Source organism: Deltaproteobacteria bacterium (genome assembly GCA_005879535.1).
GTDB lineage: Bacteria > Myxococcota > Myxococcia > Myxococcales > 40CM-4-68-19 > 40CM-4-68-19.
Map to the genome: position 1 here is coordinate 93,534 of VBKI01000068.1, position 21,905 is coordinate 115,438.

At 69.6% G+C, this 21,905-nt stretch carries 23 protein-coding genes and 1 tRNA gene; 8 read left to right on the top strand and 16 right to left on the bottom strand.

Translation table 11 applies throughout. From position 1 onward, the window contains the following. Position 1 precedes the first annotated feature (1 nt). A complete protein-coding gene (locus E6J58_14850) occupies positions 2-679 on the top strand; it encodes a hypothetical protein (protein ID TMB36168.1) in 678 nt (225 codons plus the stop codon). 9 nt (positions 680-688) lie between these two features. On the opposite strand, the gene E6J58_14855 is transcribed toward E6J58_14850, so the two are convergent. The 6 genes from E6J58_14855 to yacG form a co-directional block, all read right to left on the bottom strand. Further along, on the bottom strand, positions 689-2,272 hold the full coding sequence (locus E6J58_14855; protein TMB36169.1) for a glycoside hydrolase family 28 protein: 1,584 nt from the start codon (positions 2,270-2,272) through the stop codon (positions 689-691). Positions 2,273-2,376: 104 nt separating this feature from the next. Further along, a complete protein-coding gene (locus E6J58_14860; GenBank protein TMB36170.1) occupies positions 2,377-2,856 on the bottom strand; it encodes a response regulator in 480 nt (159 codons plus the stop codon). Continuing rightward, positions 2,805-3,524: an iron-containing redox enzyme family protein gene (locus tag E6J58_14865; protein TMB36171.1), complete on the bottom strand. Its 720-nt coding sequence runs from the start codon at positions 3,522-3,524 to the stop codon at positions 2,805-2,807. Before E6J58_14865 ends, E6J58_14860 begins: the two co-directional genes overlap by 52 nt. A 73-nt stretch (positions 3,525-3,597) precedes the next feature. Further along, a tRNA-Met gene (locus E6J58_14870) sits at positions 3,598-3,674 on the bottom strand. Positions 3,675-3,711: 37 nt separating this feature from the next. After that, positions 3,712-4,770: a flippase-like domain-containing protein gene (locus E6J58_14875; GenBank protein TMB36172.1), complete on the bottom strand. Its 1,059-nt coding sequence runs from the start codon at positions 4,768-4,770 to the stop codon at positions 3,712-3,714. 37 nt (positions 4,771-4,807) lie between these two features. Next, the gene (gene yacG / locus E6J58_14880; GenBank protein TMB36173.1) at positions 4,808-4,990 is read right to left on the bottom strand and encodes a DNA gyrase inhibitor YacG; all 183 of its coding nucleotides are present in this window, start codon (positions 4,988-4,990) and stop codon (positions 4,808-4,810) included. Positions 4,991-5,097: 107 nt separating this feature from the next. Here yacG and E6J58_14885 point away from each other — a divergent pair, with 107 nt between their 5' ends. Beyond that, positions 5,098-5,514: a response regulator gene (locus E6J58_14885; GenBank protein TMB36174.1), complete on the top strand. Its 417-nt coding sequence runs from the start codon at positions 5,098-5,100 to the stop codon at positions 5,512-5,514. A 3-nt stretch (positions 5,515-5,517) separates the two neighbouring features. On the opposite strand, the gene E6J58_14890 is transcribed toward E6J58_14885, so the two are convergent. The 6 genes from E6J58_14890 to E6J58_14915 are packed head-to-tail and all read right to left on the bottom strand — an operon-like array spanning position 5,518 to position 12,802. Next, positions 5,518-6,372, bottom strand: coding sequence for a hypothetical protein (locus E6J58_14890; protein TMB36175.1), 855 nt, complete (start codon positions 6,370-6,372; stop codon positions 5,518-5,520). Then, the gene (locus tag E6J58_14895; protein ID TMB36176.1) at positions 6,372-8,897 is read right to left on the bottom strand and encodes a TonB-dependent receptor; all 2,526 of its coding nucleotides are present in this window, start codon (positions 8,895-8,897) and stop codon (positions 6,372-6,374) included. Before E6J58_14895 ends, E6J58_14890 begins: the two co-directional genes overlap by 1 nt. Then, positions 8,894-9,904 carry a hypothetical protein gene (locus tag E6J58_14900; protein TMB36177.1) on the bottom strand — a complete coding sequence of 337 codons (1,011 nt, stop codon included), beginning with the start codon at positions 9,902-9,904 and terminating at the stop codon, positions 8,894-8,896. Before E6J58_14900 ends, E6J58_14895 begins: the two co-directional genes overlap by 4 nt. Further along, the gene (gene mvaD, locus E6J58_14905) at positions 9,901-10,830 is read right to left on the bottom strand and encodes a diphosphomevalonate decarboxylase (protein ID TMB36178.1); all 930 of its coding nucleotides are present in this window, start codon (positions 10,828-10,830) and stop codon (positions 9,901-9,903) included. The genes E6J58_14900 and mvaD overlap by 4 nt, the downstream gene beginning before the upstream one ends. Continuing rightward, the gene (mvk, locus tag E6J58_14910; protein TMB36179.1) at positions 10,827-11,687 is read right to left on the bottom strand and encodes a mevalonate kinase; all 861 of its coding nucleotides are present in this window, start codon (positions 11,685-11,687) and stop codon (positions 10,827-10,829) included. The genes mvaD and mvk overlap by 4 nt, the downstream gene beginning before the upstream one ends. After that, the gene (locus E6J58_14915) at positions 11,684-12,802 is read right to left on the bottom strand and encodes a type 2 isopentenyl-diphosphate Delta-isomerase (GenBank protein ID TMB36180.1); all 1,119 of its coding nucleotides are present in this window, start codon (positions 12,800-12,802) and stop codon (positions 11,684-11,686) included. Before E6J58_14915 ends, mvk begins: the two co-directional genes overlap by 4 nt. A 35-nt stretch (positions 12,803-12,837) precedes the next feature. Between E6J58_14915 and E6J58_14920 the strand changes: the two genes are divergently transcribed. The 4 genes from E6J58_14920 to E6J58_14935 all read left to right on the top strand — a co-directional run bounded on the left by E6J58_14920 (position 12,838) and on the right by E6J58_14935 (position 17,100). Continuing rightward, complete coding sequence (locus E6J58_14920) at positions 12,838-14,583, top strand: NAD+ synthase (GenBank protein ID TMB36181.1); 1,746 nt, start codon at positions 12,838-12,840, stop codon at positions 14,581-14,583. A 139-nt stretch (positions 14,584-14,722) separates the two neighbouring features. Further along, on the top strand, positions 14,723-15,742 hold the full coding sequence (locus E6J58_14925; protein ID TMB36182.1) for a hypothetical protein: 1,020 nt from the start codon (positions 14,723-14,725) through the stop codon (positions 15,740-15,742). A 24-nt stretch (positions 15,743-15,766) separates the two neighbouring features. After that, positions 15,767-16,246, top strand: coding sequence for a hypothetical protein (locus E6J58_14930; GenBank protein ID TMB36183.1), 480 nt, complete (start codon positions 15,767-15,769; stop codon positions 16,244-16,246). Further along, the gene (locus E6J58_14935) at positions 16,246-17,100 is read left to right on the top strand and encodes a 3-hydroxyacyl-CoA dehydrogenase family protein (GenBank protein TMB36184.1); all 855 of its coding nucleotides are present in this window, start codon (positions 16,246-16,248) and stop codon (positions 17,098-17,100) included. Before E6J58_14930 ends, E6J58_14935 begins: the two co-directional genes overlap by 1 nt. On the opposite strand, the gene E6J58_14940 is transcribed toward E6J58_14935, so the two are convergent. Further along, positions 17,088-18,149 carry a DUF2157 domain-containing protein gene (locus tag E6J58_14940; protein ID TMB36185.1) on the bottom strand — a complete coding sequence of 354 codons (1,062 nt, stop codon included), beginning with the start codon at positions 18,147-18,149 and terminating at the stop codon, positions 17,088-17,090. The genes E6J58_14935 and E6J58_14940 overlap by 13 nt on opposite strands. Before the next feature lie 61 nt (positions 18,150-18,210). On the opposite strand from E6J58_14940, the gene E6J58_14945 reads away from it, so the two are divergent. Continuing rightward, entirely contained in the window at positions 18,211-18,882 is a 672-nt protein-coding gene (locus E6J58_14945) for a hypothetical protein (protein TMB36186.1), read from the top strand. Here E6J58_14945 and E6J58_14950 read toward each other — a convergent pair. Both E6J58_14950 and E6J58_14955 read right to left on the bottom strand, forming a co-directional pair. Continuing rightward, complete coding sequence (locus tag E6J58_14950; GenBank protein TMB36187.1) at positions 18,879-19,223, bottom strand: response regulator; 345 nt, start codon at positions 19,221-19,223, stop codon at positions 18,879-18,881. The genes E6J58_14945 and E6J58_14950 overlap by 4 nt on opposite strands. Continuing rightward, positions 19,214-20,284 carry a folate-binding protein YgfZ gene (locus E6J58_14955; GenBank protein TMB36188.1) on the bottom strand — a complete coding sequence of 357 codons (1,071 nt, stop codon included), beginning with the start codon at positions 20,282-20,284 and terminating at the stop codon, positions 19,214-19,216. Before E6J58_14955 ends, E6J58_14950 begins: the two co-directional genes overlap by 10 nt. Between E6J58_14955 and E6J58_14960 the strand changes: the two genes are divergently transcribed. Continuing rightward, entirely contained in the window at positions 20,265-20,549 is a 285-nt protein-coding gene (locus E6J58_14960) for a hypothetical protein (GenBank protein ID TMB36189.1), read from the top strand. The two genes, E6J58_14955 and E6J58_14960, sit on opposite strands and share 20 nt — an antisense overlap. Here the strand turns inward: E6J58_14960 and E6J58_14965 are convergent. Next, on the bottom strand, positions 20,544-21,872 hold the full coding sequence (locus tag E6J58_14965) for a hypothetical protein (protein ID TMB36190.1): 1,329 nt from the start codon (positions 21,870-21,872) through the stop codon (positions 20,544-20,546). The two genes, E6J58_14960 and E6J58_14965, sit on opposite strands and share 6 nt — an antisense overlap. Positions 21,873-21,905 lie beyond the last annotated feature (33 nt).

Consider the following 21,905-nt stretch of genomic DNA (forward strand, 5'->3'; position numbering starts at 1 on the left):
GATGCGCGCAGCCGAAGCCGACGACTTCAGCACCGTGGAGGTTCTCGCCGACAGCACGCGCGCCTGGCTCACGCAGCTTCCGGCCTACGGCGGAATCGCGCTTCTCTTGCACGCGCCGCTCCTGTTCATCGCCTTCGTCCCGCCCCTGCCTCCGGGCGCCGCCGCCGCGATCCTCGTGGTCGGAGAGATGTTCGTCGCCTTGCTGGTCAAGGCGGCGTTGACCAAGGCCGTGAGCGAAGCGCGCAGGGGCCTGTCCTCAGACTTCCTCGAGCTGGTCGAGGCGCTCAAGAAGGCTCCGGCCGTGGTCGTTCTCGGCACGCGGATCCTCGGACGCGCCTTCGTGCGGTCGTTCCTGTTGCTGCTGCCCGGGCTGCAATACCTCGTGGAGATGTTCGCCGCCGTCCCCGCGATCGTCCTCGAGGGAGGCTCCACCGGCAGCGCGCTGAGGCGCAGCCAGAAGCTCACCGACGGCGTGCGGCGCCAGGTCTTCGCCATCTGCATCCTGATCTGGACGGTGTCGCTGGCGCTGACGCTGATGTCGGGCCTGCACAACGCGCGGAGCGAGGTCAGCACGACGTGGATGATCGTCTACCTCTGCACCCGCGCGCTGGATACCTCGTTCGCCGCGGTCCTGAGCGCGACCGCGTATCACCATCTCTCCGAGCGGCCTGACGCCTAGCCGCCGCGCCTAGAGAGCCACGCCGTTGACCGTCACGTCGCTGCGGACGACGTCCGCGTTGCGGACCCGGTCGGCCGCGCCGACGTCGGCGAACGCCGACCGCGAGAGGGTGAAATTGCGGATCCGGGAGTCTTCCAGGCCGTCCAGGTCGAGGACGGCGCCTGCGCTCTCGACCGCGAGATTGCGCAGGTGGATGCCGTCGAAGGCTGGCGGAAACGCGCCCGATTGCCCGTCGTAGTGCATCGTCACCGCGGCGACGGCGTCGAGGACGCGCCCGCGGAAACCGTCCATGTTGACGTTGCGCGTGTACCCGCCGCGCCGTGAATTCGACTTCACCCACAGAGCGTGACCCACTCCGCGGCCGAAACTCCGGTTGGAGCAAGCGAAGACGTTCTCGATTCCGCCGCTCTGCTCGCTGCCGCAGGTGATGAAGCCGAAGCGGCCCTCGCCCTGGCAACCGACGATGACGACGTTGCGGCAGGGAATCCCGAGGCGGCGGCCGTCCTCGTCGCGCCCGGACTTGAGGGCGACGTTGTCGTCGCCGCAGGAGAACGTGCAACTGCGGATGACGACGCGCTCACATGATTCCGGATCGCAGCCGTCGCTGTTCGGGCCGGAATCGGTGGTCGTGACGCCCTCGACGGTGACGTCCGCGCAGAGCGTCGGGTGGATCTGCCAGAACGGAGATCCCGCCAGCGTCACGCCCCGGATGAGCACGCGGGCGCAGCCGACGGTTTCGACCATGGCGGTGCGGAGCCGGCCCGCGACGATGCGATGAGCGGGCGGAACGCCGCGCGCGACGAGTGGTTCCAGCACTCCCGCGCGATTCCGGCCGCGGTTCCAGGCCGCCGTCGCCGACGCATCCAGCCTTCCGCTGCCCGTGATCGCGACGTCTGTCTCCCCGGATGCCTGAATCATGGGAGAGTGGTTGACGCACTCGAGTCCCTCATACCGCGTCTGTACCAGCGGATACCGTTCCGGGTCGTCCGAGAATTTGAGCGTCGCGGCGGAGTCGAGATGGACCCCGACGCGGCTGCGCAGCCGCAAGGCGCCGACGAGAAATTCGCCCGCGGGCACGACCACGCGTCCGCCACCGCGCCCGTGACAGGTATCGATGGCATCCTGGATGGCGCGTGTGTCGTCGCTCCTGCCGTCTCCGCGAAGGCCGTGGATCGGGTAGCTCGCGGCAGGGATCGAGGGCAGGGCCGTGCTCGCGACGATGGCGTCCGCCGCGGCAGAGCCGGTGGAACCGGGCGGAGGCGGCAGGGGTGGAGGCCTCGAGACGGAACGCACGCACCCCGGGATCACCGCTCCGGCCGAGCCAAGGGTCCCGGCGGCGAGGATCCGGCGACGGCTCCATCCCGAACCGCTCACGATTGCTGCACCGCCGGCGCACGGGTCCGCGCCGCATCGACGGCGACGAGGACCAGGACGGGAAGGATCCGCGAGGCGAGGTCGGAGATCGTGGTGGCGTCGAGCGTCTCCTCGATCAGCTCGCGCCAGATCGCGTAGGCAACCCAGGCCCCGCCGAAGATGAGAAGCCAGCGGCGGCCTCCGATCCAGAACCCGAGAAGCGTGACCGCGCAGGCCCATCCGAGGTGTGAGAGGAATCCCTGGTCGACGAGGATGGGGCCGTGCCAGCCGTAGGCAAGCCGTTTCAGGAGAGCTTCCATGGCCCGAGCGTAGCGCGAAATCGGCTACGCCGGCGCGAGCGCGACCGCGACTCCGTCGAGAAGTTGCTCGAGCGTGAAGGGCTTCGTGAGCTTGACGGCAGCCCCCAGGTCGAGGGCCTGCGAGTCGTCCTCGGTGGTCGCGACGACGACGGGGATGGCGAGCGCGTTCTGCTTCAGCCAGTCGAGCACGTCGTAGCCGGTCATGTGCGGCATCATCAGGTCGAGCACGATCACGTCCGGCGCGAAGGTCGACAGCCGCTGGATCGCCGCGTGTCCACGAAGACGAGACGGGCATCGTCGTCCACGATCAACACACGCTGCGGCCTGGGGTGCTCCGCGGTCATGGGCTGCCTCACTGACACATTTTGCAACCCGACGTCCAGCGAGAATCGCGGAGCGGCAGCGCGCAAGCGCTTGCGCAGTCGTGATACAGCGCTCGACGCGCCAGCGGATTATCGCGTAATGCCGCAGGCGCTCGCGACGTCGTCGCGATACGCGAGCCACCGCTCGAGAGCCGTCTCGACCATCTGGACCACACGGTCCTCCAACGTCGGCGGCGTGTGGCCGATCACCATCTTCCAGGCATCCAGGCGGTGACCGCCTTCTACTTTCTTGTGCACCCGCTGGAGCTCGAGAAACTTCGGATCGACCCGGTGGATCCGTACCAGCGGATGCTGCCGGATGGCGGCGTCGATTTCGGCATCGGAATCCGGACTCGTCTTCTCCAGCTCCCGCCGCTCGTGCACGTTTCCCTCGACGAAGATCGTCAGCACCGCCGCGCCGACCACCCAGTGATCGGGTCCGCTCGCCTCGTTGATGAATATCCGATAGCTGCTCGCGGCGGGAAGCAGTTTGACGTCGTTGAAATCCGACCGGCTGAACCCGCAGCCCTCCATCATCCGAAGGAACAGCTCCGGATGCGACGTCGCCCCGCTGATGCCGCCGGTCTGCTCCTCGTAGATGTTGGCGGCCAGCATCGCGCGCGCGTCCTGCGGTGTATTCGAATGACCCATGACCCGCGCGAGAAGCTGCGGGAAGTCGCGGACGTATAGCTCCCACTCCTGCTGGAAGTGCGGCAGCAGGCGTTGGAGCGACACGCGCCCTTCGCCAAACCAGGGCCACGCCCAGTGGTTCTTGCGTTCGAGGATGCGGAGCAGGCGTTCCTGGAGCACGCCTACACTCTAGCGGGCGGCGCCCGGCGAGGCGAAGAAGTCGCCGGAGACGATTTGATGCTGCAGGCGGAGTTGGTGGCGGCGGGTGGACTCGAACCACCTACCTGCGGATTATGAGACCGCCGCTCTAGCCGGATGAGCTACGCCGCCGAAGGGGCGCGGAATGTAGCGGCGGCCGGATCGCGAGTCAAGAAGCCGCCGGCGCCGTGGCTTCGCCCTCTGCCGCGGCCGCGCCGAACAGCCCCTTCAGCGAAACGTGGCCGGCGACGAGGAAGGTCACGCCCAGGCCGACCTGCACGACGAACTGCAGGAGCCACACCGTATTTGCGAACGCGGCGCCGCGGGCGGAGAAGCCTCCGGCGTCGAAGAGCGACAGCCCCGCCTGCGTGAAGAACTGCATCGTGCCCACCATGCCCGGCCCCGCCGGCACCATCGCGCCGACCACCTGGATGGTGAGCATCACCGCGAGCATCAACGGCGTCAGCGAGTTGAAGCCGAAGCCGCGGGCGAGAATGCCGAGGGCGGCTGCGGTCAGCGTCCAGTACAGGGTCGTCAACGCGAAGAACAGGACCAGCCGCCAGCCGGACCCGAGGTGGACGGCGGAGATGAAGGCGTCCAGCATCCCCGTCGCGCGCGCGGCGAGGCGCGGCGAGAGCGGCTGGAGCAGTCGCTCGGCAAGCGCAACCGCGCGGTCGTGGAAGAAGACCGCGAGGACCAGCGCGGCGCAGAGCGTGAGGAAGCCGAGCGCGACCAGCACCGAAGCGCTCTTGGCGAACTCGAAGTAACGGCCCGACGCCGACTGTCCGAGCATGCGCAGGCAGAGGATCCCGAGCAGCCCGATGGTGATTCCATCGACGATGCGCTCGACCACGATGGAGGCGAGCGCCCCGCTGCGGCGCAATTGCTGACCTCCACCCGCCGGTGGGCGAGCGATCAGCAGCGGGCGGGCGAACTCCCCGAGCCGGAGCGGGAGGAGCACCAGGAGCATCCACCCCACTGCGCTCGCGGAATTCAGCCGCTTGAAGGACACCTCGCCGAGCGGCTTCAAGAGCAATCCCCAGCGCACCGTGCGGACCAGATGGATGACGAGCAGCATGCCGACGTATGCGACGAGGCGGACAGGGTCCGCGGAGGCCATCGCCCGGCCCACCGCGCGGACGTCGGTGTGGCGCAGGGAGAGCCAGACGAAGACAGCGCTCATCGCCAGCGACAGCACGGTGCGCGCGAAAAGCTTCAAGGCCCGCATCGGGGCGCCTCGCGTAACACGCGCCGCGGTCGCCGGTCTACTGTTTGTCGTCCTCGTCGGGCTTCTGCGGCGGCGCGTCCGCCTGCGGGCCGGGCACCCGGTACGAGCCGGTGAACCAGCGCGCGAGATCGAGCGCACGGCAGCGAGCGGAGCAGAAGGGAAACGCCGGGTTCTCCTCCCGCGGCTTCGCCTGCGCGCGGCAGCTCGGACATCGGGGCATGGGTGTCTTCTAAGGTGGGTCCCCGTACGATTCAACGGGGGCGATTGACGACAGCCGCGGCGGTCGCAAGATTGACCCGCTTGCGCGCTCATCTTATGAGGGCACGAATGGCACCGCACCGCGCCCGCGAGCGCCTCGTGCTCGTCGTCGACGACGATCCCGACATCCTCCAAACGCTCGCGCTCTGCCTCACCAGCGAAGGCTACAGCGTGCTGATGGCTTCCAACGGGCAGGAGGCGCTCGACCTGGTGCGGCAGCAGAAGCCCGCCTGCATCCTCCTCGATCTGATGATGCCCGTGATGGACGGATGGCAATTCGTCCATGAGCTCGATCAGCGCGGCTTGCGCAAGGCACCGCTCTTGATCTTGAGCGCGGATCGCGCGGTGCAGGGGCACGCCTCCAAGTTGCATGCCGACGCCTATCTCGCCAAGCCGTTCGACCTCGACGAGTTGCTGGGCAAGGTCTCCCACCTCACCGGCGGGCCGGATGGGCACGGGCAGCCGCAGAAGAAAAGCGTCGCCTGACGCTCAGGGCGTGAGCTCCAGCGGGAACGTCACCCACGATTCACCACCGCGACCGTCGCGGACGACGATCCAGAGCGTTCCGGGAGCGGAGTGGAGCGTGATGCGCGACAGGCCGTCGGGCGGCGCCATCACGCCCTCGAGAGGCTCGTCGGCCGTATCCCGATCGACCTCCGCACCGGGCGCGACGAAGAAGCTGTAGCGCGGCTGCTCCTTGAGGCTCACAGGGTTCCCGCGCAGGTCCGTCGTGACGTACGATTCGATCGAGGCGTCTGTCACCGTTGGCCGCAGCCCGATCTCCACGTTCTTTGGCAACTGGAGCGTCTCTCCCCGGGCCACCGGTTCGCCAAGTTTCAAGCCTTCGCGGCTCAACTGCACGCTCGCGATCGCTGGATTTTGGTTCGGCGTTCCTCCGCGCGGCGAGTAGAGCAGCACTTTCGAGCCGTACACCGTGCCGCTCCCGTCGCCGTGGTCGACGCTGAACGAATACTGCACCCGGATGCCGCCCAACCCCTTCAGGTCGTCGTCCGCTTGCGCGAGCGCGACGAATTCCGGCGGGATGAAGAGCGTGGTGCTGAGCGGCCTCGTTCCCAGGTCGCGCGTGATGAAGGGTCCCTCGTCGCACCGGTGCGAATCGGTCGGCGCGCAGATCGCGGCATGGAGCGTGATCGGCGCCGCGGTCCGGGGATCGACGGCGAGCACGTGGAGGTCGACCGGATCCGCCGTGGTCGCGTCGAACTGCGCCTCCGGCGGCTCCGCCTGCACCGCGAGGACGCGCAGGTCCCTGACGTCGCTCGACGCCTCGAAATCGGGCGTGCACGCAGCGAGGCAGATGGCGGCGAGGATGATGGCGGCGCGCATCAGAATTTCCCCTTCACGCCGAAGGTGGGAAGGATGGGGAGGCCCGAGATGCTTCCCTGGTCCCGGAACCGGTAGTCGTAGACGTGGAACTCCTCGTTGGTGTGGTTGGTCACGTTCTGCACGTCCAGATAGAGCGAGAGCTGCCAGGCGTCCCACGTCCAGGTGTACTGGGCGCGGGCGTCGAGCTGCAGGAAAGGCGGCTCGCGTGAGTCGCCCACTTCCCCGCGCGTGGGGACGAAGTTGCCGGAGTCGGCGTCGAAGGTGGCGAAGTCGACGGGCGCGTACGGATTCCCCGAGACGAACCGGAACCGCGTCGAAAGGTCCCACTGCGGCTTGGGCCGATAGCCCGCGACGATGGTGAGGATGTGCGGCTGATCGAACTGGAACGCGCGCCAGGCATCGCCGCGATTGGGCAGGATCTGCGACCGCGAGAGCGTGTACGCGAGCCAGCCGTAGAGTCGCGAGGTGATCTCCCGGCGGATCAGCAGCTCGAGCCCGTACGCGCGGCCGATGCCGTTGTTCTCGAATCTCGGGTTGTACACGGTCCCGTTCGCGCGCAGCACGGGGTCGACGGTCACGATGAGCGAGCCGCGGCGGTTGTAGAAGACCTCCGCGCTGACGCTCCAGACGTCGCTGAAGCGGTGCTCCACGCCGGCGCCGAATTGTGCCGCCCAGGCGAGGCCCAGGTCGGGATTGCCGATGTCGTCGTCGATCTGCTGGCCCGTGGGCGGTTGGTGATAGAGGCCGGCATATGCCTTGATCGCGGTGCGATCGCTGAGCGCGTAGCGCGCCCAGAGGCGCGGATCGATCGACCAGCGCGCGTGCCTGCGCCAGTGGAAGTGGTCGAAGCGCAATCCGGGCGTGAGCGAAAGCGATCCCGCGGTCACCTGCGCCTCGACGTACTCGCCCCAGAACTGCGCGGGCTGGACGCGCGAGAATCGGGTCGGTTGTGTGATGGGGATGCCGAGGTTGCGCAGCTGCAGCGAAGACTGGATGTCGGCGCTGTAGGCGGCGCGGTCGAGCTCCACGTCGGTTCCCAGCCGGAGCTCGAGATACTCGCGCGCCTTCCAGCGCGCCTCGGACCGGATCTCGCCCGTGAGGATGGTGACGTCGGCGCTCTGCGGATTTGCGAATCCGCCCGTCCCGGCGCCCTGCGTTTGCGCCGACTGCTTCGTCCATCCCAGCGCCGGCGAGACGCTGAAGGAGAGAGTGTCGGAGACCATCCGCTTCCAGCTCGCGACGAACCGGTGAAACGCGAGGTGGGAATCGACCGAGAGCGGAAGCGTGCGCCGCCCGCCCTTCTGCACGATGCTGAGCCGGTCGTTGCTGCCGAACAGCAGGAGTCCCAGCTCGTCGCCGTTCTCGAGCCGGTGATCGACGCGCCCCTGGTAGTCCCAGTAGATCGGCACGATGCTGGTGACGCCCTGGTTGGGATCGTTGGGGATGAAGAGGGGGAGGAAGACGTCGATGTGACTCCTGCGCGCGGCGAGCGCGACCTGCGTGCGCGGCTCGATGGGTCCTTCGACGAAAGCGACCGCTTCGATCAGGTCGAGCGATCCCTGTCCATGGAAGCCGGTGGTGTCGCCCTTGCGGGTGCCGACGTCGATGGCTCCGGTCAGGTTGCGCCCGTACACGGCGCCATAGCCGCCCGGATAGAAGTCGATGCGATCGAGCAGCTGCTCGTTGATGACCGAGGGGCCGCCGAGGAAGTGGTACAGCTGCGGGATCCGGTGTCCGTCGAGATAGGTTCCCGTGTCCTGCGGCGGGCTCCCGCGGACGAGCAGCGCTCCGCCGAGGAACGGCGCCCGCGCCAGGCCCGGCAGGTTCTGCACCGCGCGGATGGGATCGTTGAGGCTGCCGGGGACGTTCACCAGCTCGTCGTGCGTGAGCGTGCGCCGCGTGGGAGCGTCGTGCGGTTTGTCCCCCGGAATGGTCGCCTGGAGGTCGCCGACGGCGGTCCGGTGCAGCCAGACGCGTCGCGCCTCGACGGCTCCGCCCTCGACGACCACGACGTCGATCTGACGGTTGTCGAAGCCTGGCGCCGATACCGTCACCCTGCGCGGACCGGGCGAGGTCTCGAACGAATATCGCCCCTGCGCATCCGCGACGGCCTGCGCTCCCGTATCGTCGACGGCCTCAGCACCGGCAATCGGCCTGCGGGTGCCCGCCTCCACCACGGTTCCTTTGACCGTCCCTCTGGCCCCGCGAGGCTGCTCCACGCGCTCCTGCTCGACGACGAAGTGGTACACGTAGCGAATCCGGACCGCCGCCGGTTGGCCGTCGATCTCCGCCGGCGAGAAACGGAAGCGCCGGATGGCCTCGACCGCCGCGGCATCGAAGTCCGGCGCGACGGGTTGCTCGACCACGACCTGCGTCACGGCGCCGTGCTCGTCGATGTCGACGCTGCAGGCGACGTCGGCGGTCTCTCCGCGCGCGAGGCGCTCGGGCGGATACGCCGCGGGCGGCGCCTCGAGGAGCTGCGGCAGCCGGGTCAGCTGGGCCGCGAGCAGCACCGCGACGGTCATGCGGGAGCGATGCGGAGGACCGGAAAATGCGCGCGCATGGCCGATTCGACCCGGTCGCGTGCCTGATCGCCAAACGCGACGATCACCGCGCAGTCTCCGCCGCCCGCGCCGCTCGGCTTCCCTGCCCCGCCGGCTGCGGAGGCCAGCGCGCACGCCCGCGCCAATTCCGGCGTCACGATCGGCGCCTGCGCGTCCTCGCCCAACGACGCCATGGCGGCGGCGCCGCTGCGGACGGCGGCGAGCGCGGACCCGGCGTCGCCAGACTCCAGCGCGTCCCGCAGCTGTTCCGCAGCGGCGGAGATCTCGCCGGCGCGCTTTGCCCATCGCCGCGGATCGCCCTCCGCGAACCTGCGCGCGTCACGGACCAGCGAGCGCGTATTCGCCGGCGCGCCGGCGTCGGCCAGGAGCAACCGCAGATCGGGCGGAACGCGAACCCGCCGGATTTCGAGCGGCCGCGAGGAGGCGATCTGCGCGGCTGGCATCGCCATCACCTCTTCCACCGAACGCCAGGGAATGCGCGATCGGACTTCGAGGACTCCGCCGAGCGCGGCTGCGGCCACGTCGGCGCCGCTTCCAGAGCCGTCCTGCTCCGCCCAATGTGCGGCGAGGGCGAGGGAAAGCACTTCCGCATCGGCAGTCTTCCGTCCGACGACCGCGCAGACGGCTCGGACCGCAAGAACACAGGCCGCGGCGCTCCCCCCGAGGCCGAGCTTGCGTCCCGGAACGCCGAGATCGTCCTCGAAAACGATACGGACGCCGGCGGACGTGGCGCAGAACGCACGCGCAAGCTCTGCGGCGCGCGCGGCGAAGCGCAGCTCCGGCGGCGCCCGCCCGCTGTCCCAGGCGACGCCGGTGGGGGAATGCAGAATGTGTAGACCTGGAGACGGATCGGCGATCGCATGCAACTTGCGGTCGATTCCGACCACGAGCGCCGGCCGTCCGGCATCGAGCACGGCGTACTCGCCGGCGAGGAAGACCTTGCCGCACGCCTCGAGCCTGACGGTCATGAGACCACGCGCGCAGGACCCGCCGGTGCACAGACGAGGACATCGGCTACGCCCGGCACGCCGCGGAGCCGCGCCTCGACGGCGGCGGCGTCCGCGAGCGAAGAGATGGCGACGACGTGCGGTCCGGCGTCGATCGTCGCCCAGGCCTCCAGGCCGGAGGCGCGCAGCTCGCGCAATGCGAGCAGGCATGCGACGGTGACCGGCTGCCAATAGAGGATCGGCGGATCGGCCGCGAGCGCATCCGCGTGCATCCGCAGCGCGTTCCGCTCGGCCAGCGCGCCCAGGCCGGACAGATTGCGCGCCTTGAGCAGATGGATCGCGGCGGGCAGATCGCGCCGGCACTGCTCGATCCACGCCGCGTGATAAGGGGAGGTCTCCCGCGTGGCCCGCATTCCGTCCCGCGAGCCGATCGGCTTCGCGCCGGCCGCGCAAATGGCGATGCAGAAGCGCAGATCCCAGTGCGAGGGCGGGAACACTTGCCGCGCCGATTCGCGTTCCCAGACCGCCCAGCCGCCGGGGACGCTGCGGGCCGCGGACCCGCTGCCCAGCCGCGCCAGCGCCGAAAGCTCCTCGGGCGACTTGCGCAAGCCTGCCGCCGCGCAAGCGGCGACAGCCAGCGCCGCGAACCCGCTCGCGCTCGAGGCGAGTCCGGCGGCGGTGGGAAACTCGTTCCGTGAGTCGATCCGGGCGCGCTGCCGGATTCCTGCCGCGTCGAGCAGCGCGCGGGCGCGCCGTGGATCCTCCGGACGGCCGTCGAGCGTGAACGAGTCGGCGTCGGACTCCCCCAACGCCACCGTCGTGGTGGTGAGAAGCTTGTCGAGCGCAACCGAGAGCGAGCCCGCTTCGGGCAGGACCAGGGCATCGTCGCGCTTGCCCCAGTACTTGACGAGCGCGATGTTCGCGTGCGCTGCGGCCGTCGCTTTCACGCGCCGACCTCTACCGCGAAACCTCCCGTGTGCGCCGCGATTTCCCTCGCGCTCGCCTCGTCGCGCGCGAGTCCGATCGCGGCGCCGCCGCCTCCCGCGCCGGTGAGCTTCGCGCCCAGGGCGCCGGCCCGCCGCAGCGCGGCGACCGTCTCCTCCAACTCCGGGCAGGACACCCCCAGATCGCGGAGGACGGCGTGCGCGTCGTCGAAGGCCGCTCCGAGACCGACGAGGTCATCGCGCTCGAAGAGGGCGCGACCTTCCCGCGCCAGACCGCCGAGCCGCGCGAGCAGTGGATCGATGCGCGCATCGGTCTTGCGGCGCTCGGCGAGCGGCATCACGGTGCTGTGCGTCCCGCGCGCGATCCCGCTCAGCGCGATGGCGATGAACGCCGAACCCCGGACTGCCTCCACACGGGGCGGCTGGCCGCGCGTGAAGAAGATCACTCCTTCGCGCGCGCACGCAGCGGGATCGACGCCGGAGGGCGCTCCGTGCAGCACCCGCTCGATGCGCATCGCCAGCGCCGCTGCCTCCTCGACCGTGCACGCCGGTTTCAACGCGCGCGCCAAGGCGACACCCAGCGCAGCCGAGCTGCCCAGGCCACTGCCGAGCGGGATCTCGCTCTGGAGCCGCGCGTAGAAGTTTCCCTGAAACCCAGCCTCGCGCGCCATCGCCTGCACCGCTTCCAGCAGCGGAAACGGCGTCTGCATGCCGCCGGGCAGCTCGATGCGCGTCTCCGCCGCCGGCGTCAGATCAACGGTCACGTAGCGGGGTATCGAAGCCGCCAGCGCCGGATGCCCGTAGACGACGCTGTGCTCGCCGAGCAGCAGGACCTTGCCCGGGGCGCGCCCGCGCGTCATCCCCCGAGGCCCTCGATCCAGGTCCTGAGCGGATCGAGGATCACCGGCGTCGAGGCGCGAAGCGCCGCCGCGTCGCCAGCTCCGCTGAGCAGGAACGCTGCCCGGAGCGCGTCGAGCATACCGGAGAGCTCCGCCCGCGCCCCTTCGATCCCCGACTGGTGATGCGCTCGCACCAGCGGCAACGCAAAGCCGGCCGCGTCGGCGCCGAGCGCCAGCGCCCGCGCCGCGTCGAGACCGGAGCGCAGCCCGCCGGAACCGACGATCTGCATCTGCGGAGCAACCCTGCGAGCTGCGGCGATGCAGGCGGCCGTGGGGATTCCCCAGTCGCTCAAAAGCTCGCCGAGAGCCCGCGCCTGCGGGTCCTTGGCGCGAAGCTGCTCGACCCTGGGCCAGCTCGTGCCGCCAGCGCCGCTGACGTCCACCGCGCCGACGCCGCGCGCCGCCAGCTCCCGGACGACCGCTGGGCCAATCCCGCAGCCCGTCTCCTTCACGATCACCCTCTGCGCGCCGATCGCCGAAACCAGCGCCCCGATCGCGTCGAGGCATCCGCGGAAGTCGCGATCTCCTTCCGTCTGCACCAATTCCTGCGCGGCGTTGAGATGGATCGCTATGGCGTCCGCGGCAAGCATCTCGACCAATCGCAGCGCTGCTCCCGTGCCGCGCTGGGCCAGTTGTTGCGCCCCGAGGTTCGCGACCAGGAGCGGAGGCTTTGCGGGCTTGACGGCGAACGTGGGCAGCAGCTCCGGCTGGTCGAGGAGGATGCGCATCGATCCGACGCCGAACGCGACGCCTGCTTCTTCCGCCAGCGCGGCCAGGTCGCGGTTGATCCGGCCGGCGCGCTCCGTCCCTCCCGTCATTCCCACGATCATCAGCGGCGCGCGCAACCTCTTGCCGCACAGCCCGGCGGAAAGATCGATGTCGGCCAGCGCGAGCTCGGGCGTCGCCCGGTGAACGAGGCGCACGCAGGAGAACAGCGGATCGGCGCTCTCCGGCTCGACCTCGGGCCGTTGCACCAGGTCGAGGTGCTGCGACTTACGTTGCTTCAGATCGTCGTGCACAGCGGGGATGTACCACGGCGGATGCCTTTCGGAAGCGTACAGGCCGACGGCCGCCAATTGACGCGGGACCTCGCGGGCGTTACGGACCCGGCGTGAGAATCGCGCTGGCGCAGATCGATACGACGGTAGGCGCGTTCGAGGCGAACGCTGCCCGCATGTTGGAGAACGCGACCCGGGCCGCCGAAAAGGGCGCGCAGCTCGTGCTCTTTCCCGAGCTCGCGCTCTGCGGCTACCCGCCGAAAGACCTCCTCGAGCTGGGTGAGTTCGTCGATCGTTGCCGGGCCGTGCTGGAGGAGCTGTCGACCAATGCCGTGTTCGATCGCATTCCGGCGCTGGTTGGATTTCCCGAGCGCCACCGGGGCGCCGGCGCCGGCCTGTACAACGCCGTCGCTCTCATCCAGGGCGGTCGCGTCGCCGCCATCGTCCGGAAGTGCCTGCTGCCGACGTACGACGTCTTCGACGAAGGTCGCTACTTCGATCCCTCGCCGGAGTCGGGACCGCTGGTCGAGGTGGCGGGGACGCGGCTGGGCGTCTCCATCTGCGAGGACCTCTGGAACGACAAGCAGTTCTGGAAGGAGCCGCGGTACCTGCGCGACCCCGTCGAGGAGCTGGTCGCGCGAGGAGCGGAGATGATCGTCAACGTCTCCGCCTCGCCCTACGCCGTGGGCAAGCCGGAGATCCGGCGCAGGATGCTGGGCGCCGCCGCGCGGAGGCACGGGCTCCCGATCGCGATGTGCAACCTGGTCGGAGGCAACGACTCCTTGATCTTCGATGGTCGCTCGCTGCTCGTGCGCGCGAACGGTGAAGTGCAGCGTGAGGCCGCCGCCTTCGTCGAGGATCTCGTCGTCGACGAGCTCGTCCCCGGCGCGCCGCGTGCAGGGCGCGAGCGATCGCGAACTTCCGGAGAGTCGGTGATCTCCGATCAGACCGCGAAGACCCCGGCGGGAGCGCTCGCCGTCGTGGCGGCGTACGAGGCGGACTTCTCCGACGAGGCCTGCCGCGACCTGGCCGACGCGCTCACGCTCGGCATCCGCGACTACACGCTGAAGACGGGATTCAAGAGCGCGGTGCTCGGGCTCTCCGGCGGAATCGACTCCGCGCTCACGGCGGTGCTCGCCGCGCGCGCACTGGGTGCGCAGAACGTGACCACCATCGCAATGCCGTCCCGGTATACGGCGTCGATGAGCAACGAAGACGCGGAGACGCTCGCGAAGCGGCTCGGAGTGCGGTTCCACGCCGTCGCCATCGAGCCGATCTTCCAGGCGTACCTGACCGCGCTCGCGCCGCTCTTCGCCGGCCGCAAGCCGGACGTGACGGAGGAAAATCTCCAGGCACGCATCCGCGGGATGCTGCTGATGGCGTTCTCGAACAAGACGGGGGCCCTCCTGCTGTCGACGGGGAACAAGAGCGAGCTGGCCACCGGGTTCTGCACGCTCTACGGCGACATGGCGGGAGGGCTCGCCGCCATCGGCGATCTGTCCAAGACCGCGGTGTACGCGCTGGCGCGCTGGCTCAATCGGCAGAGTGGGGGGGAGCTGATTCCCGCGCGGATTCTCGATCGTCCGCCCACGGCAGAGCTGCGCGAGAACCAGACTGATCAGGATACCCTGCCGCCCTACGATGAACTGGACAAGGTGCTGCGCGGCCACATCGAGGAGCATCTCGGCGCGCGCCGGCTCATCGAGCGCGGCTTTCCCGAGGATCTGGTGCGCCGCGTTCTCAAGCTGGTCGTCCAGAGCGAGTACAAGCGCCGCCAGGCGGCGCCGGCGCTACGCGTCACGGCGCGGGCGTTTGGGGAAGGCTGGCGGTTCCCCATCGCCCATGGATATCGTCATTGAAGCAGTAGCGGGCGGCCCGGCGTGCGGTCGCTTCTCCACCCGCCTGGCACGAGCCACCGGCATGTGGCTGCCTTACACTGCGGGCGGTCCTTGAATCGGCTGGGCTGAACGCCTGTCCAAGGACGCAAGGAGAGCCGTCATGCGTCGTTTCACCGTTCTGATGACCGTCGCCTTCGCCGCCGCGGCCACCGGCTGCATCTACGAGCGCGAGGCGGTCCGCGACGACCGGCGCGTCGAAGCTCCACCGCCGGCGCCGGCCGACACCTATCCGCCTGCGGCGAACCCGGACTACCAGAGCTATCAGAGCGAGGCGCAACCTCCTCCACCGGCCGGCACCGAGGTGTCGAGCGAGGCCGTCTTCTACGAGCGGCTGTCGCCGTACGGGTACTGGACGTTCGTGGCGCCGTATGGCCGCGTCTGGGTACCGGCCGTGGGCTGGGGCTGGCGCCCCTACTACTACGGCCGCTGGGTGCTGACCGACTGGGGTTGGACGTTCGTCTCTGACGATCCCTGGGGGTGGGCGGCGTACCACTATGGCCGGTGGAACTGGGGCGTCGGGGTCGGTTGGTACTGGATCCCCGGCGCCGTCTGGGCGCCCGCCTGGGTTTCCTGGCGGTACGGAGCAGGATACGTATCCTGGTGCCCCCTGGGTCCCGCCGGAATCGCGTTCGGCTATCGCCATCCCGCCTGGGTTGCGGTCTCCGAGACGCACTTCACCCGGCCCATCGCGGCGGTGGCGATCCCGTCGCAGCGCACCTACGGGGTCGTGACGCAGGCCCGGCCGCTGACCGGCCCGCATGCGACGGTCGCGCGCGGCGGCACCTTCGGACCCCCGGTCGCCAGCGTGGCGCGGGCCACCGGGCAACAGATCCGGCCGGTCGCCGTAGCGCAGGCGGTCCGTCCGCGGCCGACCACGATGACGTCCAGCCCGCGCGACGGCGCGATGCGGTCGCCGGTGCAACCGCGGGCCCGCACGGGCGCTGCGCGCCCCGTTCCCACCGGGGGCCCTCGCGCGGCTCCCGCCCGTCCGTCGATGGCGCCGAGAAGCGGTTCGCCTTCAGGCGCTCCTCGCGCAGCTCCGAGCGGCGGCGGCGGAGAGCATGGCGGCGGCCGCGGCGGCGGTCCTCACGCGACCAGCGGCCGAGGGCAGGCGCGGTAATCGCGGAAGTGCTAGACGTTCGCCGTGTCTGTCTATCTGAGCGTCGCGCCGCCGGACGGCTTCAGACTCTGGGGCGATGCCGAATGGGAGCGCTGGCTGCGCGAGCATCCCTGGGAAGCCGCGGAGCGGCTCTGCTCGCGCGGCGACTGGGCGATCTTTCTCTACCAGCTCCGGCAGCATTGTCCGCGCGCCGGGGCGCGGCTCGAGGCGCTGATGGACCCGCTGGTCAACGAGCGGCCGCTGACGTCGCAACAGACGCGCGACCTGCGCGAGGTCCTGCGCGCCGCCAGGGATGAGCTGAGCGCCAAGCCAGCGACGGAAGCGCGGGCAAACCAGGTGTTCGCCAGCGCCGAAGATCTCGAGGCGATGATCGCGGCGGCCCGGGCGCGCCTGCGCAAGGACCCGAGTCTGGCCGACATCTGGGAGGATCTGTTCTCGCGGCTCGACCCGCTGCTCGAGAGCGCGATCGACAAGGGCCGCGGCATCTATTTCGGGAACGTCTGATGGCCATCGACGTCCAGCGCGTCCTGGTGGTCGGCGCCGGGACGATGGGAAGTGGCATCGCCCAGGTGGCCGCGCGCGCCGGCTACAAGACGGCGCTCTTCGACGTGGCGCCCGGCGCCGCGCAGCGCGCCGTGGAGCGCGTCGCGGATTCGCTCGGACGCGCGGTCGAGAAGGGACGTTGCACCGCCCAGGAGCGGGAGGAGGCGCTGCGGCGACTGGCGGTCGCCTCCGACCTCGACGCGGAGGCGGCCGATGCAGACCTGATCGTCGAGGCGGCACCCGAGGAGCTGCAGCTCAAGAAGGAGCTGTTCGCCCGGCTGTCGCGCGCGACCCGCCCGGAGACGATCCTCGCGACCAATACGTCGGCGCTCCCCATCACCGCCATTGCCGCCGCGGCCAAGGGGCCGGAGCGCGTGATCGGGCTTCACTTCTTCAATCCGGTCCCGGCGATGAAGCTGCTGGAGATCGTGCAGGGGGAGCGCACGCATCCGATGGTGGTGACCGCGGCGCGCGCCGTCGGTGCGCGACTGGGAAAGGAAGTGGTGGTGGTGCGCGACGCTCCCGGATTCGCCACCAGCCGCCTCGGCATCGCGCTGGCGATGGAAGCGATCCGCATGCTCGAGGAGGGCGTCGCCTCGGCGGAAGAGATCGATCGCGCCATCGAGCTCGGCTATGGACATCCGATGGGCCCGCTGAAACTGACCGACCAGGTCGGGCTCGACGTGCGGCTGGCCATCGCGGAGCACCTCGCAGTCGAGCTGGGCGAGCGGTTCCGTCCGCCGCAGCTCCTGCGGCGGATGGTGCGGGCGGGCAAGCTGGGGAAGAAGACCGGCGAGGGGTTCTACAAGTACTGAAGATCGCCCTTGGCGAAACGCGTGCGCGGCAGCAGCTCGCGGACCCACTCCGGCACCCAGGACTGCAGCCGCGCGTCGACGGCCTGACGATTGCGCTGGTACTTCACCGTCACCGCGATCACCGAAAGGCCGAGCGCAGTGAGCGCGAAGGGAAAGAGCATGGAGTCCTTGAAGACGGTCCAGGCGAGCCGCACCAGGTAAGCGTTCACGCCGATGGCGCCGTAGAGGAGGAACACGCGGCGCCGGAGGAGCACGCTGATGGCGATGAACGCGAGGTTGAGCAGGCAGTAGAGGAACCGGCGCCATTCGCTCCCGCTGTCCATCGAGGTGATCGCGCCCCAGAGCGCGGTCATGCCGAACAGGTACAGCCAGAAGGCGAAATCCTCGCGCGTCCGGTGATCGACGAGATAGGCGACGAAGAGCATCGCGAGCCCGAACGTGATCGATACCCGCTGCCCGAGCGCGAGCTGCCAGTGGCGATCGCCGGCGAGGTAAGCGGCGAAGTCCATCGACATGAACCAGAGGGCGACGGCCGCCGGAGCGACCAGGAACGGGAACTTCACCCTCCGCAGCGCCAGAAGGGCGACGACGACGGTGCCGGCCTCCATCCAGATCCAGCTGCCCCGGATGAACGGGTAGAAATCGCGATAGTTGCCTGGGTTGCCGGCCGCCCAGAAGCCGGTGGCGGTCTCCAAACCCCAGATGGCGAGCGGCGTCATGCAGACGGCCATCGTGTAGAGAAGGCCGCCCGGAATCTTCAGATCGCCGCTGTGCCAGAGCCTGTCCCCCGCCACCGTGAAAGCCGCGCCGTATGCGACCGCGGTGGCGCAGACCGCCCAGGGTCCCATCCTCTGGAAACCGAGGGTCATCAACCAGCCCATCGCCCCGATCACCACCAAGGCGCCGAAGAAATACGCGACGTTCAAGCCGGTGAAGCGGGCCCGCGCCGGATGCCGCTCACCGAAGAACCGCCAGAGCGCGGCCGCTTGGTCCGCGTCGACGATCCGGCGTGAAACGGCTGCGTCGAGATCTCCCCGATCGATCTGCATTTGAGCAGTTTCCCATGAGGGGGGCTTTCAGCGGGAACCGAGGGGTGCTACCAATCCCTACATGCAGCCAGTCGCCAGCATCGTCGCATTAGGTGGGGGCTCGAGCCAGGCACTGACGCAGCTCGACGCGACCGCGTTGGCCTGCGACATGCTGTCCTACGGCGACGACCTGTTCCGCCGGCTCAAGCGGGCTGAGGCCGGCTCATTGCTCATCCTGCTCGCGGAGAACGGACATGAACCCGCGCTCGCGGCAGCGGTCAAGGCGGCGAGCATCCTCAGGCGGCGCGGCGGAGGAGAGGCCGCCGTGGTCCTGCCCTCCATCCCCGCCCTCCCCGGACCCCGCGCCCGTCATCGGCTGGAACGTGCAGCCCAACAGATCGGCGGTTGTCTGATGCAGCCGGTCGGCGCGGCTTCGTGGACCGACGCGGTGCGCTGCATCGTCGAGCCGCTCGCGGTGTTCGGGCTGATCGGCGTCGACCCGCGCGAGATCCACGGCCTGCTCCGGACGCGCCTCGCTCTGCTCCACCTCTGGGACGATGCCTCCCTGGACAGCTCGCTGCAGGACGCGCGGGACGTGCTCGTGAGCTGCCGCCTGCGCCCCAGCGCCACACTGCGCGAGGTCGATGCCGCTGCCACGCGGGTGAGAACGGCGACCGCCGCCCGACTGGTGCTCGCCGGGCCCGAAGTCCCCCGCGACGAGGGACCGGACGCGATCGCCGCAGTCTTCCTTTAGATCCCTGCAAGGAGCTCGGGAAGACGGCGGGCAAATTCGCCCTTGCTCATCACCTGATCACAACCCGCTGCGCGCGCGGCTGCGATCACGTCCTCCCGGGTGTGGTCGACGTACCCGATGACGGTGACGTTTCCCGCCTTCTTGATCTCGCGGATCGCGTTCACGGCATCGAGCTGCGGGGACGCGAGATCGATGAGCAGCACGTCGGGCCTCTCGCGAGCGACCTCGTCGACGACCTTGGTGCCCCGCTTCATCCAGGTGATGGGGCGGCCGCCCGCGGCCACATTGACCTTCGACGAGAACATCAGATCGTGGATCGCAGCGAGGATCTTCATGCGCATACTCCCGCGCCAGGCAAGGACGCATACGGCAATCCGAGCACGTTCGCCGTCCGGCCGTCCTCGAGTTGCACCGCCGATCCCGGAACGATCAGCTCCTTGTGAACGTAGCCGAGCAGCAGCGCGGTCCCGCCGACCTGCGTCGACGACGTCACGCGTCCCTTCCCCCCGGCGCTCAGCTTGCTGCCTGGAACCGGCGCCGGTCCTTTGACCTCCAGCCGCACCAGGTTCCACGCCACGCGGCCGCGATACGTGGCCATCGCCACGACCTCCTGCCCTACGTAGCATCCCTTGCTGAACGAGAGCAGTACGTCGAGGCCCGCCTCGACCGGGGTCGTTTCTTCGTCGAGCTCCGCGCCCCACTTCGGAACGCCAGCGGCGATGCGCCACGCTTCGGCGAGGTCCGGCCGGGGACGATCGCGCAACGTCTCCAGGAGCGACTGCGCTTCCGCCTCGGGAAGGAGGAGCTCGAACCCGAGCGGCTGCGGACTGCCGGCGATGTGTTCTGGAACGGAGCGCGGGGGAACGTCGGCCACCCAGTAGCGCAGCCGGCGCAGCCCTGGCGCTTCCTGCATCTCGCAGTCTTCCATGATCAGGAGCTTGTCGAGGTGCGCCCGCAGCGCCTCGAGGCGATCTGGCTCGGTCGTGACGATCACCTCGTCGCGCCTTCGCCAGAGAAGGCCGAGCGCCACCAGCCGTCCCTTCCCACTGAGGAATGCGCCCGCCACCGCACCGCCATATGGCGCCGCGGCCAGATCGTTGCTCTGCATCCCCTGCAGCCACTTCTCGCGGTCAGGCCCGACCACGCGCAATCCGGCCGCGGGGCCCAGGTCCTCCAGGCCTACAGGCGGCTGTGGCATTGCCGACGGCGCGCTCCCATGGCTGGGGGTGTACGGCGCACGCACTGCGTCACAAAGGCGCGCCGCAGGCGCCACCGGTTTGCCCGCGGAATCGACCTCCTCCTGGGGCGCCTTGTCTTCGTTGCTCTTGAACGTGACCTGCGGACTCATGCTGTTAGACTCCTGCGGGTCTTTGGAGGCCTGAATGGCGGAAAAGGTGCTCATCGAGTCCAACCCCGCCGCCAACGACGACGGCCCGCTGGTCACACCCGAGCGCACCGCGAAAGTCGCCGCCTACATCGACGACCCGTGCGACGAAGGCGGATACGACGCCTTCTGCCGCGACCGCCACGGAAATCTCTGCCAGTTCCACGAAGAGTTCTGCCACGCCCCCGATTATCCCTGCATCGACCGGCTGCGGCACTTCCTGGCCGTCAGCTTCCTCGAGGAGATCGCGCAGCGGCGGGCGCGCGAGCGCAGCAGCTCATAGCAGCTCCGCCAGTACGTCGTCGGCGAAGAGGGGCGCGACGCCTCCGCCGCCGACGATGTTCACGACCCGTCCGGGCGCGGCCCTGCACACGCTTCCGCCGTCGGGCACACCCGGGATCAGCGACGCATACGTGCTGATGTCGAGGTGAAGCGAGAGCCTGCGCGCTCCGCTCTCCACGCAGAGGAAGCGCTCGATCGCTGGAGCGTCCACCAGCTCCTGCGCCACCCAGCTTCCCGGCTCGTCAGCGCGGGCGCGGGCGAGCGCCTGCCCGAACGCGGCAGGGCCTACCTCGCGTCCGATCACGACGCTCTTGCCCCCGTAGTCGTGCGATTTCTTCAACACGCAGCGATCGCCGTCGCCCAAGGCCGCGTCGTCGATGTCGTCGAGCAGCCGCGTCCAGGGGACGAGCTCGGCGACCGCCGCGCGCTCTTCGCGGGTGAGGAACTGTGCGCGCTCGGCCTGCAGTGACAGCTCGGCGAACAGTCCCTTCGTCTCCAGCCATCCATCGACTGCGTTCCAGATCCCGTGCTTGCGCGGATCGAGGAAGGCCCGGCCCAGCGGCGACGCCGGATCCACGTAACGCGCGAACAGGTGGCGGTAAAGGACGCCGTGAGGATCGCCGTCGAGGACGACGTCGGCAGGCGTGCAGGTGCGCGCGTCGATGCCGCGCTCCCGCAGCATCGAGGCGAGGGCCCGCAGCTCGGTGACCTGGGGATCTCCGTCGCGGTGGAGGATCTGCACGCGAAGCGGATGCTGGCGCGTGCCCGCGGCCTGGACGAGCGCATCGAGGAGCCAACCGGCGTTGGTCGGGTTCCGGCGCAGCGCGCCTGCGCCGCGGGGACCGACCGCTTCCGCCCAGCCGTGTGCGGCGGCATCCGAGTACACCTGCATGGCCGGAATGGTGGCGTTGACCTCCAGCGCGCGTACGCTGCCGTCCTGATCGACGAACCAGTCGATGCGCGAATGGAGCAGATCCTCCGCCTCGCGCGAGCGGGTAGCCAGCGCCTCGCTCTCCATCGGCGAGAGATGGCGAAAGAGCAGGCGCGCTTTGTCAGGGTGGCGCTCGATCACTTCCCGGGCAGTCTTGACCAGCGCGCTCGTGATCAGTCGCGCGCCGCGCCCGAGCGCCTCCATCTCGCCGCGCGGCAGCGCGCAGGGCGACAGCACCAGCGGGATCGGCGTCGGTCCGCGCATCAGCCCGAGCGCCGACGCCCTCCGCTGCGCCTCCTTCGCCAGCTCATCACGCGCCGGCGCATCCATGCGGACCAGCCGCTCGTCCGCGGCGCGCGCCGCGTCAGTCAGATCGAACAACCGAATCCGCATCCCGTCACTCTACCAAGGCTGCAGATCAAGCTC

Bases quoted from the DNA above. Each gene is read 5' to 3' on its own strand.
- E6J58_14850 (TMB36168.1), top strand. From the start codon at position 2: ATGCGCGCAGCCGAAGCCGACGACTTCAGCACCGTGGAGGTTCTCGCC.
- E6J58_14855 (TMB36169.1), bottom strand. From the start codon at position 2,272: ATGGGCCTGCGCGGTCACGCTTCTCGGGTTCTGGATCGGAGGCCGCCG.
- E6J58_14875 (TMB36172.1), bottom strand. From the start codon at position 4,770: ATGCGGGCCTTGAAGCTTTTCGCGCGCACCGTGCTGTCGCTGGCGATG.
- yacG (TMB36173.1), bottom strand. From the start codon at position 4,990: ATGCCCCGATGTCCGAGCTGCCGCGCGCAGGCGAAGCCGCGGGAGGAG.
- E6J58_14885 (TMB36174.1), top strand. From the start codon at position 5,098: ATGGCACCGCACCGCGCCCGCGAGCGCCTCGTGCTCGTCGTCGACGAC.
- E6J58_14890 (TMB36175.1), bottom strand. From the start codon at position 6,372: ATGCGCGCCGCCATCATCCTCGCCGCCATCTGCCTCGCTGCGTGCACG.
- E6J58_14895 (TMB36176.1), bottom strand. From the start codon at position 8,897: ATGACCGTCGCGGTGCTGCTCGCGGCCCAGCTGACCCGGCTGCCGCAG.
- E6J58_14900 (TMB36177.1), bottom strand. From the start codon at position 9,904: ATGACCGTCAGGCTCGAGGCGTGCGGCAAGGTCTTCCTCGCCGGCGAG.
- mvk (TMB36179.1), bottom strand. From the start codon at position 11,687: ATGACGCGCGGGCGCGCCCCGGGCAAGGTCCTGCTGCTCGGCGAGCAC.
- E6J58_14925 (TMB36182.1), top strand. From the start codon at position 14,723: ATGCGTCGTTTCACCGTTCTGATGACCGTCGCCTTCGCCGCCGCGGCC.
- E6J58_14935 (TMB36184.1), top strand. From the start codon at position 16,246: ATGGCCATCGACGTCCAGCGCGTCCTGGTGGTCGGCGCCGGGACGATG.
- E6J58_14940 (TMB36185.1), bottom strand. From the start codon at position 18,149: ATGCAGATCGATCGGGGAGATCTCGACGCAGCCGTTTCACGCCGGATC.
- E6J58_14945 (TMB36186.1), top strand. From the start codon at position 18,211: ATGCAGCCAGTCGCCAGCATCGTCGCATTAGGTGGGGGCTCGAGCCAG.
- E6J58_14950 (TMB36187.1), bottom strand. From the start codon at position 19,223: ATGCGCATGAAGATCCTCGCTGCGATCCACGATCTGATGTTCTCGTCG.
- E6J58_14960 (TMB36189.1), top strand. From the start codon at position 20,265: ATGGCGGAAAAGGTGCTCATCGAGTCCAACCCCGCCGCCAACGACGAC.
- E6J58_14955 (TMB36188.1), bottom strand. From the start codon at position 20,284: ATGAGCACCTTTTCCGCCATTCAGGCCTCCAAAGACCCGCAGGAGTCT.
- E6J58_14965 (TMB36190.1), bottom strand. From the start codon at position 21,872: ATGCGGATTCGGTTGTTCGATCTGACTGACGCGGCGCGCGCCGCGGAC.